The sequence below is a fragment of the Gordonia sp. SGD-V-85 genome (assembly GCF_001456905.1).
GTDB lineage: Bacteria > Actinomycetota > Actinomycetes > Mycobacteriales > Mycobacteriaceae > Gordonia > Gordonia hongkongensis.
In genome coordinates this window covers 237,824-256,665 of record NZ_LNQO01000008.1, presented here as the reverse complement: position 1 = coordinate 256,665, position 18,842 = coordinate 237,824, and the positions used below count along the sequence as shown (strand labels likewise).

At 70.4% G+C, this 18,842-nt stretch carries 2 protein-coding genes (1 of these 2 cut by a window edge); one reads left to right on the top strand and one right to left on the bottom strand.

Going from position 1 to position 18,842, the window contains the following annotated elements:
- Nucleotides 1-463 (top strand): transposase (locus tag AS181_RS12245; RefSeq protein WP_175404320.1); only part of this gene is annotated, 463 nt, incomplete at its 5' end.
- A gap of 186 nt (nucleotides 464-649) precedes the next feature.
- On the opposite strand, the gene AS181_RS12240 is transcribed toward AS181_RS12245, so the two are convergent.
- Nucleotides 650-18,842, bottom strand: partial view of a non-ribosomal peptide synthetase gene (locus AS181_RS12240; RefSeq protein WP_058251860.1) — the 3' portion only. 4,895 nt of this gene lie beyond the right edge of the window; the window shows 18,193 of its 23,088 coding nt (coding positions 4,896-23,088); its start codon lies beyond the right edge, outside the window — the gene reads right to left on this strand; the stop codon is at nucleotides 650-652.

The window sequence follows — 18,842 nt, the reverse complement described above, 5'->3', positions numbered from 1 at the left end:
CACCCAGCCGGTCACCGCCCGCCTGATCGTGCGTCGGGTCACAGCCCACCACCCCGCCGGCACCGACACCCTGATGCCCGCCTGGCGGTACCACTCGTTTTTCACCAACACCACCGACGACACCGTCACCGCCGACATCACCCACCGCCGCCACGCCATCATCGAAACCGTGTTCGCCGACCTCATCGACGGACCGCTGGCCCATCTGCCCTCCGGACGGTTCGGTGCTAACGCCGCCTGGCTGGCGCTGACCGCGATCAGCCACAACCTGATGCGCACCCTCGCCGCACTCACCAACACCCCCAGACTGCGGGCCGCGCGGGGCGCTACGCTGCGCCGCACACTCATCGCGGTACCCGCCCGACTAGCGCGACCAGCACGAACACCGGTGCTGCACCTACCCCGACACTGGCCAACCCAACACGCGTTCACCGCGTTGTGGGCCGCGGTCAACACCACCTGACCTACCAACCACACCCGCCCACCCACCACTAAGGAACCCCAGTGAAAAAGCTGACACAGGTCAGCGAATACCGCACGCCCACAACACAATCAGGCGATCACGCGCCCCAACCCACCCCACCTGAACTCCTTCCACGGATTCAGGCTCAGGGAGCGGGGGTCGGCCGCGCCCTCCGCAAGCCCCGGCCTACTCAGGGAGCGGGTGGGGGCCGTCGCTTGCGCGACGCGACTCGGCCTCGCGGATCGCCGCGTCGATCCGCGGTCCGATCACCTCGAGCGCGTCGGTACCGACGATCCCGAGGTGATCGGCATCGACGTCGACACGGGTGACCCGCCCGCCGAGGAACGATGTCCAGCGTCCGGCGGTGCTGTCCGGGTCGGCCTCCCCCGCCGCCGCGACGACGAGCATCGCGTCGCCGTCGTAGGTTCGGGGCCGATGGTCGACGGTGCGTCGGGCCGACGTCGCCATCCGTTGGAGCATGCGGTCGAACGCGGGTCCGTCGAGGAGTCCGAGTCCGACGACCCGCTCGCGGACCGCCGCCGCCATCGCGGCCGGATCGTCGGAGGCGGTCACCGCGTCGATGTCGATGACCGCTCGCCACCCGCCGAGCAGGTCCGCGACCGTGGCTCGCGCATCTTCCGCGGACACCTCGGCACGCGCCGCCGCCCCGTCGGTCTCGAGTTCACCGCCGGTCTCGAGTGCGTCACCGGTCGCGGGATAGCTGTCGAGGAGGCCGAGGAACCCGACTTCGGCACCCTGCGAACGCAATTCGGCCGCCATCTCCTGGGCGATGAGCCCGCCGAGGGACCAACCGACGAGGTGGTAGGGCCCCTGCGGGACGATCGCCCGGATCTCGGCCACATACCGCGCGGCGAGTTCGCGGATCGACGTGGCGGCCGTGTCGCCGGCCACCACGAAGGGGTCCTGCAGACCAAAGACCGGCCGGTCGTCGAGATACGGTGTGAGACCGGCGAACAGCCACGCCAACCCGTCGGCGGGGTGGACGCAGAAGACCGGTTCGCGGCTGCCGTCCGCCCGTAGCGGCACGACCACCTGGCCCCGCGGTTCGGCGGTGTCGGTGGATTCCTCGTGCGTCGCCTGAGCAGCGAGCCGGGCGCCGAGATCGCGCGGTGTGGGTCCGGCGAAGATCCATGCGACCTCGACGGGCAGTCCGGTCCGTCGCCGCAGCAGCGACACCAGCCGAACCGCCGACAGCGAGGTCCCGCCGAGGTCGAAGAAACCCTGGTCCGCGTCGGTCACCGCGGTCCCGGTGATCTCCGACATCGCGTCGGCGACCGTCACTTCCCAGCGGCCGGTCGGGGCCGCGGGCTCGGCGTCCTCGCGTCCCCCACCGGCTGAGTTCATGAGCGACGCGACCTCGCGGCGTCCGGGTCGTCCGTCCGCGCCGACCGGGATGGCGTCGACGACGCTGATCACCGTCGGAATACAGTGTGCGGGCAGCACTCTCGACAGCTCGCGTCGGAGGTCGGAGGCGCCGGGGCCGTCGCGGTCCACCACGACCCAGGCCCCCACCTCGACTCCGTCATCCGTCGGCTGACCGTCGGACGCCGACGCCACGACCGCCGCAGTGACGACGCCCGCCACCCCGTTGAGTGCCGCCTCCACCGCATCGAGATCCACTCGCCGCCCTCCGACCCGGGGGTGACGCTCGACCGGCCCGAGGATCTCCGGTCGTGTCATCGAGGCGTCGACCCACCGCGCCCGCATACCCGTCGCGAGCAGCGAACCGTCTGCCGTGCGCTCGTGCAACTCACCCGGCACCCGCGCCGGTACCGCCCGGCCCGCGCTGTCGAGGATCAGCGACGCACCGTCAACGGCACCGGTCACATCGACCTCATCCAGCACCATGTCGATGTCACCGGTCACGGCGTCGAGCATGCCTAGGAAAACGTCGCGTATCGACGCAATCGTCTCGATGTCGAACAGCGCTGCGGCGTAGTCGATCTCGCCGACCAACTCGACAGCCGCACCGACGGACCGCTCCGCGAGACCGAGGGTGAGGTCGACCTTCGCCGGCGGCGGCCCCGGTTCGACGGCCACGACCTCGAGACCGTCCACGATGAGCGGCTCGGCGTCCGCGCCGATACCAGGCACCGCCGGTGTCCCGGACGACTCGCCGAGATAGTTGATCATGACCTGCACGAGCGGCGCGTGGGCGGTGGACCGGACCGGGGTGAGGTGCTCGACGAGGGTCTCGAACGGGATGTCGGCGTGCGCGAAGGCCGCGAGATCGGCATCGCGGACCCGGCGGAGCAGGTCCTCGACCGTGTCCTCGGAGTGCACCGATGTGCGGAGCACCACGGTGTTGACGAACATCCCGATGAGCCCCGCCGTGGCCGCGTGCCCGCGACCGGAGATGGCGGCGCCGACGCTGATGTCCCGCACATCGGCCACACGGGCGAGTGCGGCGACGAAGGCGGCGTGACAGACCATGAACGGGGTCATCCCGTGCACGCGTGCGGTCGCCGCCACCGCCGCGCTGCGCTCTTCGCCGATCTCGAGGGGCAGCCGACCACCGGTGGGGTCGGCGATCGGCGGACGCGGACGGTCACCGGGGATCTCCAACGCGGCCGGGACGCCGGCCAGCGTCTCGGTCCAGAACGAGTACTGCGCCGCCATCGGCGAGGTCGGGTCGTCGAGGTCCCCGAGCACATCGCGTTGCCACAGCGCGTGATCAGCGTATGCGATCTCCGGTACCTCGATCGACCCGTCTTCGGGGCGTCGACCGTTGCGGTACCCACCGAGGAGCTCCGCGGCCAGGATCGCCAGGGACGCCGCATCGCCGGCTATGTGGTGCAGGACCAGCACGACTCGAAACACCGGCGGCGACGCACCCTCCGCTGATACCAGCGACGTCACCACACGCAACGGCAGCTGCGTCGTCACGTCGAATCCCTCCGCGCACAACGCCATCGCGTCCTCGGGTGTCCCGGCCGATTCCCAGCGCAGTCGGGCCGCCGCCACCGAAGGATCGAGGATGTGCTGTAGCGGCACCCCGCCGTCGCCGAGCGGGTACACGGTCCGCAGCGGTTCGTGTCGCGTCATCACAGCCGCGACCGCGGCGCGTAGTGCGTCGACATCGAGGAGTCCCCGGATGTCGAATGCGATCGGCATGTTGTACGTCGGGGACGTCACGTCGAACTGGTTGATGAACCACAGTCGCTGTTGCGCATACGACAACGGGATGCGGTCGGGCCGGGGTCGTGCGACGAGCGGATGGTCGGAGACCCGACGACGCGTGACGAGTTGTGCGAGCTCGCGGACCGTCGGGGTGCGGAAGAGGTCGCGCACATCGAGGTCGGTCCCGAGCTGCTCGCCGATCCGGGCGACGACCCGCATCGCGGCGAGCGAGTTGCCGCCCAGATCGAAGAACGGCGTCGTCACCGAGATCTCGTCGAGTCCCAGCACGTCGGCGACGACGACGGCCACCGCCCGTTCGACGGCGTCGGCGGGCGGCACCATCTCGACCGGCTCGCTCCGCGGCGCGGGCAGGGCCCGGCGGTCGAGTTTGCCGGTCGCGGTCACCGGAACCGAATCGAGGACCACCCACTGCGTCGGGTGCATGTACTGCGGCAACGCCTGCCGCAGATGCTCACGGATCGCGTCGAGATCGACACGGCCGGCGAGGTATCCGACCAGTGCATCGCCCGCCGGCCCGCTCCGGACGGTGACCGCCGCGTGCGAGATGCCGTCGACACGGGCGAGGACGGTCTCGATCTCCCCGAGCTCGATGCGCTGTCCGCGCAACTTCACCTGGAAGTCTGCTCGGCCGAGGTATTCGAGCGCACCGGAGGCGTTCCAGCGCACCAGGTCACCGGTCCGGTAGAGGCGGCCTCCGTGCGGGCCGGTGGGGTCGGCCACGAACCGTTCGGCGGTGAGGTCGGGCCGGGCGGCATAGCCGCGCGCCAGCTGATCGCCGCCGACGTACAGCTCGCCGACCACCCCGACCGGCGCCGGGCGCAACCCGTCGTCCAGCACCCACGTGGTGGTGTTCGCGTTCGGGCGTCCGATCGGCACGATCACGTCGCCGGGGGCGAAGCGGTACGCCGTCACCTCGACGGCCGCCTCGGTCGGCCCGTAGAGGTTGTCGAGGTCCGCCTGCGGCACGAGCGCCGCCATGGCGTCGGCGGTGGCCGCCGGCAGTGCCTCGCCCGACGCGTTGACCCGCCGCAACGACGACAGTGCCGCGCGCCGCCGCGGGTGGTCGCCGATGTACTCGACGAACGCCGCCATCATCGACGGCACGAAGTGCGCCGAGGTGACGCGATGCCGCTCGATCTCGGCGAGGACATGGGCCGGGTCGATGTGGCGGCCGTCCTCGACGATGACGAGGCGGGCCCCGGCCATCAGCGGTTCGAACAACTCGGGGACGGACACGTCGAAGGTGACCGGCGTCTTGAGCAGAACGGCATCGTCGGGACGCAGCGGGGAACGCACCGCCATCCATGCGAGTCGGTTGAGTACGGCGCCGTGACTGACCGTGACCCCCTTCGGCGTTCCGGTCGAGCCGGACGTGAACAACGTGTAGAGGGCGTTGCCCGGACACGGGCGACGGAGTTCCGGCCGGGGACCCGAGCGGTCCCCCGGCGGGGCATTTCCGTCGACGACGAGGGTCGGTACCGACAGACCGGACAGCGCGGACGGGGACACCTCAGCGGTCAGGATGACCGCGATCGACGCGGCGTCGACCATCGCGGCGACTCGTTCGGGCGGACTCGACGGGTCGATGCTGACATAGCTGCCGCCGGCCATCACCACCGCGTGGATCGCGAGCACCAGCTCCACCGACCGCGGGATACACACGCCCACGGCCACTTCGGGACCCACGCCGTGGGCGGACATCATCTCGGCCAGCTGGGTGATCCGGTCCATGAACTCGCGGTAGGTCACGGATCGCGCACCGGCCACCAGTGCCGTCGACTCCGGTGAGCGTCGCGCGGCCGCCTCGATCGCATCGGTGACCGTCGACCACGGCACCGACAGATCGGGGCCCGCGATCAGTTCGGCGATCCGCGCGCGCTCGGCCGCGTCGGTCAGGTCGATGGCACCGACAGCCATGTCGTCGGCACCGACGACCGCCTCGAGGACCCTGGTCAGGCGGGTGATCGCGGTGCGCGCGGTCCGCTCGTCGAACAGGTCGGTGGCATAGACGATCTCGACGTCCCACGCGCCTTCGGGACGGATCGTCACCGCCACGGTCAGGTCGAGCTGGGTGGTGCCGGTGGACGCCTCGATCGGTTCGAAGGTCAGTTCCGCCGATCCCGAGGGGTCGGTCCCGACCGTTCCGGTGTCCTGATCGTGCAGCACCGACAGCATCACCTGGCTGATCGGGGCGAACGCCTCCGACCGGACCGGGGACAGTCGGTCCACCAGGTACTCGAACGGGACATCGGCGCGTGCGAGGGCGTTGATGTCGTCGACGCGCACCCGTTCGAGGAACTCCCCGACCGGGGTCCGGGGGTCGACGTCGGTGCGCAGGACCACGGTGTTGACGAACATTCCCACGAGGTCGTCGAGATGCGCATGGCCCCGTCCAGCAACCGGGGTGCTGATCACGATGTCGCGGGTCGCGGACAGCCTGGCCAGCACGATCGACAGCGCGGCGTGGACGACCATGAACTCGGTGGCCCCGTGGGCGCGGGCCGTGTCCGTGATCCGCTGTGTCAGTTCGGTCGGGATGGCCGCGGTGACGCGACCGCCCCGTTGCGACGCGACCGCCGGTCGCGGCCGGTCCGTGGGCAGCGGGAGGAGGTCGGGGATCCCCGACAGTCGATTCACCCAGTAGCCGACCTGGCGACCGAGAACGGACTCCGGCGAGTCGATGTCCCCCAGCGTCTCCCGTTGCCACAGTGCGTGATCGGCGAACTGGATCGCCGGCGCGGCCGCCGCTGGCGCATGGCCCTCGGCACGCGCCAGATAGGCCCCCCACAGATCGGCGGCGAGCGGCCTCATCGACTCACCGTCGGCGGCGATGTGATGCAGTACGACGACGAGGACGTGGTCGTCGGTGTCGATCCCACCGCCACCGACCGCGAACAGGCGAATACGCAGCGGCAGCTCGGACGTGATGTCGAAGGCGGCATCACCGACGAGTGCGGCCGGGTAGGCGAGCTCCCGCGGAGCCGCGATGTCCTCCCACCGCAGGCGGGCCCGGGCCTCGTCGATCGGCAGGATGTGCTGCCGCGGTTCACCGCCCGGCGCCGGGAACACGGTCCGCAGGATCTCGTGGCGGGTCAGCAGGTCGACGACGGCGGCGCGTAGCGCACCCCGGTCGAGCCGGCCGCGGAGGCGGACGGCCATCGGAATGGTGTAGGCCCCCGAATTCGGATCCAACCGGTTCAGGAACCAGATCCGTTGCTGCGCATACGACAGTGGAATGTACGCGGGCCGCGGATCGACACGGCGCAGCGGTGGCGGTCGCGACGCATCGTCGTAAGCGGCGTCGACGCGACGCGCGAGCAGGCGAACCGTCGGCGCCTCGAAGACGTCGCGGACACCGACGCGGACCCCGAAAGCGTCCCCCGCGCGGGCACTCACACGCGTGGCCGACAACGAGTTGCCGCCGATGACGAAGAAGTCAGCGGTCACCGACACGTCTTCGAGTCCGAGAACCTCGCCGACGATGGCCGCGAGTAACCGCTCGGTGTGCGTCGACGGCGGAACGCGTTCGGCGTCGGCCTTCGACGGCTCGATGGCGGGGAGGCCGGCGCGGTCGATCTTCCCGATCGGGCTGCGCGGGATGGAGTCGAGCACCATGAGTGCCGCCGGGACCATGTGCGATGGCAGATGGGTCGCGAGATGTTCACGGAGGGCGGAGATCTCGACCGGCCGTCCGGGGTCGACGGGTTCGACGTAACCGGCCAGCGAGGTCACCGGGTTCCCGACCCCGATGACCGCCGCCGTCCGCACCTGCGGGTGTGCGGTCAGGACGGCCTCGATCTCACCGAGTTCGAGCCGTTGTCCGCGCAATTTGACCTGGAAGTCGGCGCGGCCGACGTAGACCAATCCGCCACTGCGGTCCCGCCGCACGAGATCCCCGGTCCGGTACATCCGCGTGCCCGGTGCCCCGTCGACGGCGGCGACGAAGCGCTCGGCGGTCAGCGCCGGCCGTCCGTGGTAACCGCGTGCGAGTTCGGGACCGGCGAGGTACAGCTCCCCGACGACCCCCGGCGGCACCGGATGCAGCCGCTCGTCCAGGACATGGGCGCTCGCGCCGGGGACCGGGCTGCCGAGGTGGACCGGCTCGTCGACGCCGATCGGGGGCGAGGTGACGCTGATGATCGTGGTCTCGGTGGGTCCGTAACCGTTGTGGAACGCCACGTGCACGGCCCACCGGTCCTTCTCGGTGTCGGGGACGGCCTCGCCGCCGACGAGGACGTCGGTCATAGGCAGGCGACCGGGCTCCGGCAACGACGCCGCCACCGACGTCACCAGGAAGGCGTGGGTGGTGCGGTGCGTCGTGATGACGTCGGCGAGCTCGCGGCCCCCGTACACCTCGGGAGGCGCGACGACGAGCGTCGCGGCACTGCCGTAGGCACCGAGGACCTCGAGCATGGCGGCATCGAACGCGGGCGAGCTGATCCCCAGCCAGCGCGCGTCGGACCCGGATCGGTGGCGGTCGCGCAGCACCGTGGTGACTCCCGCGAGGCCGCGGTGCGTCACGAGCACCCCCTTCGGCGTCCCGGTCGATCCGGAGGTGAAGATCATGTAAGCGCTGGAGTCGGGTGTCACCGGCCGGTTGCGACGCGGCGGGTCGAGCGCCGGGCGTCTGCGCAGGTCGGCGACGAGCGCCGCGTCGAGCAGCAGTCGCGGCGGCCACGTGGAGGCCGTGTCGGCGGCCGGCCCCTCGACACTTCCGTCGGTGAGCACCAGCACGGCGTTCGCGGCGTCCAGGACCCGAGCGATGCGTTCCGCAGGGTAGCGGGGGTCGATCGGGCAGTACACCGCACCGGTCTTGGCCACTGCCCACAATGCGAGCTGCGCGGTCGCCGAGCGCGGGAACGCGCTGACGACCACGTCCTCCGGACCGATACCGCGGTCGATGAGGACCGTCGCGAGATGCCAACTCGCCGAATCGAGTTCGGCATAGGTCCAGACTTGTTCGGGGTCCGCGGCGCCGGGGTCGACGACGGCCGGGTGAGTCGGACGCATCCGCGCCGCGTCGACGAGCAGGTCCGAGAGGAGTTCCGGGGCGGGATCGGGGTCGCCCGAGACGAGCGGGATCATCTCCTCGTCCGGGGTCAGCAGCTCGAGGTCCCCGACCGGCAATGTGCTATCGCCGACCGCGGACGTCAGCACGCCGACGAATCGGTCCGCGAGCCGGCGCGCGGCGGAGTCGTCGAAGAGGTCCGTTGCGTAGGTGAGCGAACCGCGCCACGGAGCCCCCTCAGCCGGGTCCGTCAGAACACCGAGAGTCAGGTCGAGTTTTGCCGAGTTGTCCTCGACGGCAACGGGTTCGACGTCGAGGCCGGCGACCTGCCCATCGGGGGCGCCGGGAGCGGCGAGATCGGACGTGGTGAGCAGCACCTGGACCAGTGGCGCATGGGACGCGGTGTGGGCCACCCCGAGTTCGTCGACGACGTCGTCGAACGGCACGCCGGCGTGATCGAGGGCGTCGAGATCCACCTCACGCACCACCCGCAGGAGGTCGGTGAACGGCTGCGCGGGGACGATCGGGGTCCGCAGCGCGACCGTGTTGACGAACATGCCGATCAGGTCGTCGGTGTCGCCGTCGCGGCCCGCGGCGGCGGTCCCGATGACGACGTCGCGGCTCCCCGACAGCCGACCCAGCACCGCGGCGAGTGCGGCGTGCAGCACCATGAATGCGGTGGCGTCGCCGGCGCGGGCGAGGATGCCGATCCCCTGCGCGACACGTCCCGGGATGACGAACTCGACGGTCGCGCCCCGCATCGTCGGCGTGGCCGGACGTGGGTAGCTGGTGGGCAGATCCATGAGGACCGGGGCGCCGTCGAGCCGGCGGGCCCACCACTGCCGGTGCTCGTCCTGCTCGTCCGCTCGTCCGGCGGCCCGTAGGACGTGATCGGCGTACTGGAGCGGGAGCGGCGGCCAGTCCGGGCTCCGACCGTCGCGTCGTGCCGAGTACGCGGTGAGCAGATCGCGCGACAGCGCCCGGCCCGACTCGCCGTCGGCGGCGATGTGATGGATGCTGACGGCCAGCAGCGCACTCGTGCCGGGGTCGACGTACACACGGGCGCGCACGGGCAGGTCACGGGTCAGGTCATATGGCTCGGCGGCGACGGCCAGCGCTTCGGACTCGGAATCCGCCACCGCCCAGTCGAATCCGGGATTCTCCGGATCGACGTCGTGGATTCGTTGCTCGGGGCGTCCGTCGCGGGACACCGGGTAGGTGGTCCGGAGAACCTCATGACGGGCGACCACGTCGGCGAGCGCTCGGCGTAGCTGTTCGACCTCGACCGTGCCGCGGAGTCGGAAGGCGAACGGGATGATGTACGACGCCACCGTCGGCTCGTACTGGTTGATGAACCACATGCGGCGTTGGGCGCTCGAGAGAGGCAAGACCGACGGACGGGCCGGTGCAGTCGACCGATCCGGGACTGCGGTTCCGGCCCCGGCGATGTCTGCCGCCTGGATTCGACGCGCGAGATCACGGACCGTCGGGGCGTCGAAGACGTCTCGCACCCGTACCGGGACGCCGAGCAACCGGGAGACGCGGGCCGCGAGTCGGGTCGCGGCCAGTGAGTTGCCGCCGAGATCGAAGAAGCTGTCGGTCACCGACACCGAGTCCGCGGCAGACAGCCCGAGCACGTCGGCGAAGACACCGGTGATCGCGACTTCGGCGTCGGTCTCGGGGAGCACGCGTTCGGCGGCGACGAAATCCGGTGCGGGCAGCGCCTTGCGGTCCACCTTGCCCGCAGTGTTCAACGGCAACGTGTCCAGGACGACCCAGGACGTGGGGCGCATGTACGCGGGTAGTTGCTCAGCGGTCGCGCGCAGATGCTCGACGTCGACATCCGCTCCGGTGACGTGAGCCACGAGTTGTTCTCCCGCAGCGAGTTCCATGACCGAGACCACCACCTGGGCGACACCCGGCGTGGTGCCGAGGACGGTTTCGATCTCCCCCAACTCGATCCGCTGCCCCCGCAACTTCACCTGAAAATCAACACGACCCACATACTCCAACTCACCCACACCACTCCACCGCACCCGATCACCCGTCCGATACAACCGCACACCCACCCCACCAAACGGATCCGCCACAAACCGCTCCGCAGTCAACCCCGCCCGCGACGCATACCCCCGCGCCACCTGCACACCACCCAGATACAACTCACCCACCACACCCACCGGCACCGGACGCAACCGCGAATCCAACACCCACACCGACACATTCGGCACCGCCCGACCAATCGGCACCACCACCTCACCACCCGACACCACATACGACGTCACATCCACCGCCGCCTCCGTCGGCCCATACAAATTCACCACCCGCACCCCCGGCACCAACCCCCGCAACCCCTCCACCGCACCCACACCCAACGCCTCACCCGAACAAAACACCTGACGCAACGACCCCAACCCCGAACCCTGCAGCACCGACTCCTGCGGCACCGACTCCTGCGGCACCGACTCCCCGAGAGCATCCACAAACACCGACAACATCGACGGCACAAAATGACACACCGACACCCCGAACCGCTCCACCACCGACGCCACATACCACGGATCCCGATGACCACCCGGCTCCGCCACCACCACCGAAGCACCAACCATCAACGGCCAGAACAACTCCCACACCGACACATCAAACGACACCGGCGTCTTCCACAACACCACATCCCGCCCCTGCAACCCGAACAACGACTGCATCCACCCCAACCGATTCACCACCGCAGCCTGCGACACCGTCACACCCTTCGGCCGACCCGTCGACCCAGACGTGAACAACGTGTACACACCCGCACCACCCGGCACCTCCCCCACACCCGACACCACCTCACCCAACAAGCCCACACCCAACCCCTCACCAACCACCACACCATCAACCGAAACACCCACCCCCTCACCACAATCCACCACCACACGCCGCACACCCCCAACCCCCGAAACAACACTCCCCCCACCCACATCCCCCGCCCGCACCAACACCACACCCACACCCGCCGTCGACAACATGAACCCCACCCGCTCCGCAGGCGCATCCACCTCCACCGGCACATACCGACCACCCACAGCCACCACCGCATGCACCGCCACCAACAACTCCAACGACCGCGACATCACCACACCCACAGCCGAATCCACACCCACACCCAACCCCGACAACTCCCGCGCAACACCCCCCACCAACCCACCGAACTCCCCATACGACACCACCCGACCACCCACCCGCACCGCCACCGAACCCACCGACAACCCCACCCGCTCAGCAACCACCGACCCCACCGAACGACCCGACCACCCCAACCCCACCTCCACACCACGCGACCAACCCTCGACCGTCGGGCGCAGGGCAGTCGGCATCGGGTCGAGCGCGGCCACCGGCAGGGACGGGTCGTCGATCACCGCGTCGAGCAGGTCGGTCAGCATGGCGGCGACCGTCTCGGCGACACCCTCGCCGACGACGGACAGATCCGTCTTGACCGTGAGGCAGAGGTCGTCGCCCTCCGGTGCGGCGATGAGCGCGAGCGGATAGTGCGTGGCGTCGGACGTGCTCACGTCGCGGATCTCGAGGCCCGAGGTCCGCGACCCCGCCACGACCGTGTCCACGTCGACCGGATACGACTCGAAGACCACGAGGGTGTCGAACAGGCGCGGGTGGCCGGTCGCCGCGGTGATGTCGCCGAGTCCGACGAACTGGTGGTCGAGCATGCGGGCGCGGGCATGGTGCAGTTCACCGATGAGAGCGGCCAGCGATCGACCCGGTGCGACGTCGGCAACGACCGGCACGGTGTTGATGAACAGGCCGATCATGCCGTCGGCACCGTCGAGGTCGGCGGGCCGCCCCGACACCGTCTCACCGAAGACGACTCGTTGCTCGCCGGTGAAGCGGGACAACACGATCGACCATGCCGCATTCAGCACGGTGCTCGTCGTCGTGCCCAGCGTCCGCACCGTCCGTTCGAGGGCGGCCCGGGTGGTCGCGGACACCCGCGCCGTCACCTCGTGCCGCCGGGGCTCGCGGTCGGCACCGGGGTGCACCTGTGGACGGACCAGCGTCGGAACGATGTCGGCGAGATGCTCGCGCCACGCGGTGATCGTGGTCGCGGCGTCGCGTCGGTCGAGCCAATCGAGGTAGGACTCGAAGTCACGTGCCGGCGTGATCGCCGGGCGGCCGAGGTGGGCCGCGAGGAGGTCGGCGACGAGAATCGGCCCCGACCATCCGTCCAGGATGATGTGGTGTGCGGTGATGACCAGTGTGCACGCGGGGCCCGTCACCGTGTCGTGGGACACCGCGGAGAACCGGATGAGCGGCGGGTCGTCCAGGACAAACGGGCGTCGTAGGTCCTCGTCGGCGATCTGCACGATCCGCGAGGCCGCGTCGGCCGTGCTCAGACCGGTGAGGTCCACGCCGCGGAAGTCGGGCTCGGTCACCGCGGGATGATCGGCCGGGGGTACCACCACGACCAGTCGACCCGACGGCGTGCGGGTGAACCCCGAGCGCAGTACACGTTGCCTGGTCAACAGCTCACGGACGGCCGGCAGGAGCATGTCGGCGGGGTGAGCTCCGTCGAACTCGATGACCGACTGGGTCACATAGGGATCGACGCCGACCAGCCGCTGGGCTTCGTAGAAGAGCCCCTGTTGGAGCGGCGTCGGCGGCCAGATCGCGTAGCGACCGCGCGTCCGTGCTGCGCGTGTCCGGGTGGCGAGCACGTGGTCGATGTCCGTCTGGTCGAGCCCGCCGATCACGTCGGTCTCGCTCGGACCCGGGTCGCCCACGGCATCCACATACGCGGCGAGCGAGGACAGTGCAGATTCCCAGCGATCGGCGATCCCGCCCAGCGCGGGCTCGTCGAACAACCCCTCGGGTGCCGTGAGGTCCACTCGCAACTCCCGACCACCCGCGGTCGCCACCGAGGCGGCCGTCACGGTCAGCGCCGCCAACGCGATCATGTCTCCCCGAACCGACGGCGGAAGCGGCGGCGCGTCACCGATCGGCACGAAATCCGTTGCCGTCGAATCGGTGTCGTCGATGCCTCCGCCCCCGAGCAGACCCAGGTAATTGACCGTGATCGGCGGGAGGGGCCGGTTTCGCAGCGGCGAGCCGGGACGCAGCCATCGCAGCGGCCCGAACGCGATGCCGTTGTCCGGCATTCGCGACTGAGTGTCCTTGAGCGCCTTGACCATCGTCGCCAGACGATGACCGGGGGTGGCCTCCGCGGCGGCCTCACCTCGTGCTGCCGGGGCGGTCGCCTCCACCGGCCCGGGGACGTCGACGCTCACGGGTACGAACGAGGTGAACCATCCGACCGTCTCGGTCAGGTCGGCGCCGGGTGCGATGCCCTCTTCGCGGCCGTGGTTCTCGATCACCATCGACACCGGACCGGACGCCGTGACCGGATCCCGCAGCGCGAATGCCACGGCCGCGGCCACCACGGTGTCCGGGCGCGCACCGAACGTCTCGGTGACCGTGCCCAAGACCCGCTCTGCCAGACCGGCTCCGACGGTGCGGGACACCGAGATCGTGGTCGCGAGACGGTCCCGGGCCCGGTCGATCTCCCACTCCGCCGGGGTCGGCGGCAGCTGGCGCGACCACCACTCGATCTCCTCTGCGCGACCGGCGAGTCCCGCCAGCACACCCGACCAGCGCCGGAACGAGGTACCCGAGGCCGCGAGGCCCGGCGTCTCCCCGTTGCGGTACTGCCACCACGCGCGTCCCAGACCCGCCACGATGGTCGGCCACGACACGGCGTCGACGCCGAGATGATGGGCGGCGACGACGAGTCGGCCGGTGCCGTCGGCGAAGCGGACGCCGATCGCCGCGACCAGTCGTCCGTCGGCCGGCGACAAGGTCGCGAGGGCGCGCGCATGGGCTGCCCGGATGGCGCTGTCGACGGAGCGCGCCGGCGTCGATGGCCGGCTCGATGTCGAGATGTCCGAGCGGTCGAGGATCTCGACCGTGATGTCACCCGGGTCGCCGTCGCCCGCCACGACGACCGGACCCCCGACGGAGTCGGTCCGCAGCGATGCCGTCAGCATCGGATGGGCCGCGACGACCGCGGTCACCACCGCGCGGACGGCGGCCTCGTCCGCCTCGACCGGCAGCGCGAGCACCGTGCTCTGCGAGAAGTCCGCGAGGTCGTCCGGGTCGTCGGCGAGGTCGAGCATCCACGCCAGGCCCGGGGTCATCCCAACCGGACCGACTGCCCCGCCCGGTATTTCGTCGAGTTTCTGGATCGCCTCCGTCTGTGCACGACGGGCCAGCTCACGGATGGTCGACGCCGCGAACACATCGCGCGGGGTCAGATGGAGCCCCGCGGCGCGCAGCATCGACGCGAGGCGGATGGAGGCGATGGAGTCCCCGCCGAGTTCGAAGAACGACCGGGTCACCGGGACGTCCTCGACCCCGAGGAGTGATGCAACGATTGCGGCGACGGTCCGTTCCGCGTCGTCGGCGGGTGCGGCGTCGGCGTGGACGGCTTCCGACAACGGGTCGAAGCGCGGCGCCGGCAGCGATTTCCGGTCCAGTTTGCCGGTGCTGCCGAGCGGCGCTTCGGTCAGCGGCACCCACAGTGTCGGCCGCATGTACACCGGCAACGACGCGGTCACCGCCTCCCGCGCGCGTGCGATGAACTCGTCCCCGTCCGGTCCACCGCCGCCGGGTCCGATGAGATATCCCACCAGGTGGTCCGAACCGCCCGGGGCGCTCGCGACGGTGACCACGGCCTGGCGTACGCCGTCGATGTCGGACAGGACCGCCTCGATCTCACCGAGTTCGATCCGCTGTCCGCGGAGTTTGACCTGGAAGTCCCTGCGTCCCAGATACTCCAGGTCGCCCGCACGGTTACGCCGGACGAGGTCGCCGGTGCGGTACAGGCGTCGGCCGCCGCCTGCGGGATCGGCGACGAAGCGTTCGGCGGTGAGGTCCGGCCGTGCCGCATATCCGCGGGCGAGCTGGACGCCTCCCAGATACAACTCGCCGGTGACGCCCGCCGGCACGGGACGCAAGCGTGCGTCGAAGACGAACGTCTGGGTGTTCCACACCGGCCGCCCGATGGGCACCACGTCCGCGCCGGGGTCCGGAGTCGCGACGGCGACCTCGACGGCGGCTTCGGTGGGACCGAACAGGTTGGAGACGCGTACGCGTGGGAGCGCCGCGCGCGTCGCCCGCAGTGTCGCCGGTGGCAGGGCCTCACCGGAACAGTAGAGGTGTCGCAGGCTCGGTAGCGGCGAACTCGCATCGTCGCGAATGTCACCGGCGCCGGGAGCGGAGCGAGCGGGCCGAATGTCACAGGCGCCGGGAGCGGAGCGAGCGGGCCGAATGTCACCGGCGTCGGGAGCGGAGCGAACGGGCCGGATTTCGTCGATGAACACGGCGAGCAGTGACGGTACGAAGTGCACCGTGGTGATCTGCTCGGCGTCGATCAGCCGAGCCATCGAATGCGGATCGAGATGGGCGTCGTCGGGCGCGATGACCAACCGGGCGCCGGTCAGCGCCGGGGTCAGCAGTTCGGGCACCGACACGTCGAAGGTGAAGGGCGTCTTCAGGAGGATCGAGTCGTGCGGTCCGATCCCGAATTCGTCGACTCCCCATCGCAATCGGTTGAGTACGGCGCGATGGGACACCGTGACGCCCTTGGGTCGGCCGGTGGACCCCGACGTGAAGATGGTGTACGCCGCGTGGTCGGGGCGCAGTATCGACAGACGTTCGTCGGCGGCGACCGGGACAGTGTCGAGGTCGACAGGGTTCGCGGCGTCCACAACGATCGCGCGGGCGACAACTTGCGCCGCGGGCGCCCGGTCGTCGCAGATCAGCGCGATCCTCGCGTGCGCGGTGTCGACCATGTGGCGAACGCGGTCGGAGGGAGCGTCGGGTGCCACCGGCATGTACTGACCGCCGGCGGCGAGTACCGCGTGGACCGCGATGACCAGTTCGATCGACCGCGGCATGCACACCGCGACGCAGTCCTCCGGGCCGATCCCGAGCGCGATGAGTTCCCGCGCGAGGGTGGCCACCCGCGCCGCGAACTCGCGCTGGGTGAGAGTGCGGTCCCCGAAACGCACCGCGACTGCCTCCGGCAACCGCAGCTGGCTGGCGGCCGTGATCGCCGCCGGGATCGTGAGGGCGGGCAGGACGACCGCGGGACCGACCGAGAGCTGCTGTTGCGCATCAGCTTCAGCTGCGGTGAGGATCGGGACGTCGTCGACCGGCAGGTCGGCGTCGTCGGCGAGCGAGCTGAGTGTCGCGGACAACGCCGCGGAGATCATCTCCGCGGTCGCCGGGTCGAACAGCGCGGTGGCATAGGCGATCGAGCCGGTCAGCCCACCGTCGGCGGTTTCGCGGAAACCGATGGTGAGGTCGAATTTCGCGGCGGTGTCCTCGATCTCGACGAACTCGGTGTCGAGACCGGCCAGTGTGCCGAGCGCGGGTCTGCCGCTCGTGGAGTGGACGAGCAGCACCTGGGCGAGCGGCTCCACGTTCTCGATGCGCTGCGGGTTCACCGCGTCGATCACCCGCTCGAACGGCACGTCGGCGTTGTCGAACGCCGCGAGGTCGGCGTTCTTGACCTGCTCGAGCAACGCGCCGACGGTGACGTGCGGCTCGACGTCGACCGACAGGATGACGGTGTTGACGAACATGCCGATCAGCTGGTCGATCTCGCGTCGGCCTCGTCCCGCGACGGGTGTGGCCACGGCGATCCGGTTCGTCGACGTCAGGCGCGCGAGGACCGCGGCGGTGGCCGTGTGCGCGACCATGAACAGGGTGGCACGGCGGGCTGCGGCGCGTCGGCGCAGTCGCGACACGACGGCCGCGGGCAGCGACCACCGCACCGTGGCCGCGCGTCCGTCGCTTTCGGCGGGGCGCGGGCGATCGATCGGCAGCGGGAGGATGTCGGGCAGACCGGTCAACCGCTCGACCCAAAACCGCAACTGGCGCGCGATCAGGGAGTCGGCGTCCGCGGGGTCACCGAGCCGATGTCGTTGCCACACCGCGTAATCCGCGTACTGGAAGCGCAGGGCCGGCCAGTCCGGCGCGCGGCCCGACCGCCTGGCCGCGTACGCCCGCGCGATCTCGGCCGCCAGCACCGGTGCCGACTCACCGTCGGCGGCGATGTGGTGCAGCGCGATGACGAGTACGTGGTGATCCGCCGACGCGGTGATGATGCGCACCCGTACCGGTAGGTCCGTCGTCACGTCGAACGTGGTCGTGACGAGTTCCTGGATCTCCTGGTCGACGACCTGGTCGGATGATGCGGCGGCCCGCGGCGGGACCACGGTGTGCCCGATCTTGATGCGCCCGGCCCAGTCGGTGGGTGCATGCGCCACGGGTTCGACACCGACGGCGCGAGCGCCCGTTTCGGCCGACGCGGACCCGGCCGCGATGGATTCCGCGCCGGTGTCGCCGTCGGGCGTCGTCGTCGGGTAGATCGTGCGCAGCACCTCGTGGCGGTCGACGACGTCGAGGATCGCCGCCCGCATCGCGGACACGTGGAGGTCCCCGCGCAGACGGACCACGATGGGGATCACGTAGGCGGCGGAGTGCGGATCGAATTGGTTGAGGAACCACATCCGGCGCTGGGCGTACGAGACGGGTACCGGGTCGGGCCGGCGGATCGCCTCGAGCGTGGGCAGATCGGCACCGCGACCGTGTTCCCCCGCATCGACGGCGGCGGCCAGCGCCCGGACCGTCGGCGTCTCGAACAGCGCGCGGACTCCGATCTCCACACCGAGCGAGCCACCCAGGCGGGCCACCACCCGGGTCGCCGACAGCGAGGTGCCGCCGAGATCGAAGAACGACGCCTCGGCCGACACCTCCTCCGCGGCATCGAGTCCGAGGACCTCGGCGTAGACCGCAGCGACCGCCTGCTCTGTTGCCGTCGACGGCCGGACGTGGACGTGTGCACCGAAACGCGGTGTGGGCAACGCCCTGCTGTCGAGCTTTCCGGTGGCCGTCAGCGGGATGTCGTCGATCGGCACGATCACGGTGGGCACCATGTGGGCGGGGAGCCGTCGAGCCGCGTGGGTCGCGACGTCTGCGGTGTCGGGCGCAGCGCCGGCGACACCATGGACCCAGGACACGAGGACCGTCTCACCCGAGGTCGGGTGCTCGATTCCGGCGGTCGTCGAGAAGTCCACCCCGGGGTGCTCGCCGAGAACGGCGTCGATCTCACCGAGCTCGATCCGGAAACCCCGGATCTTGACCTGGAAGTCG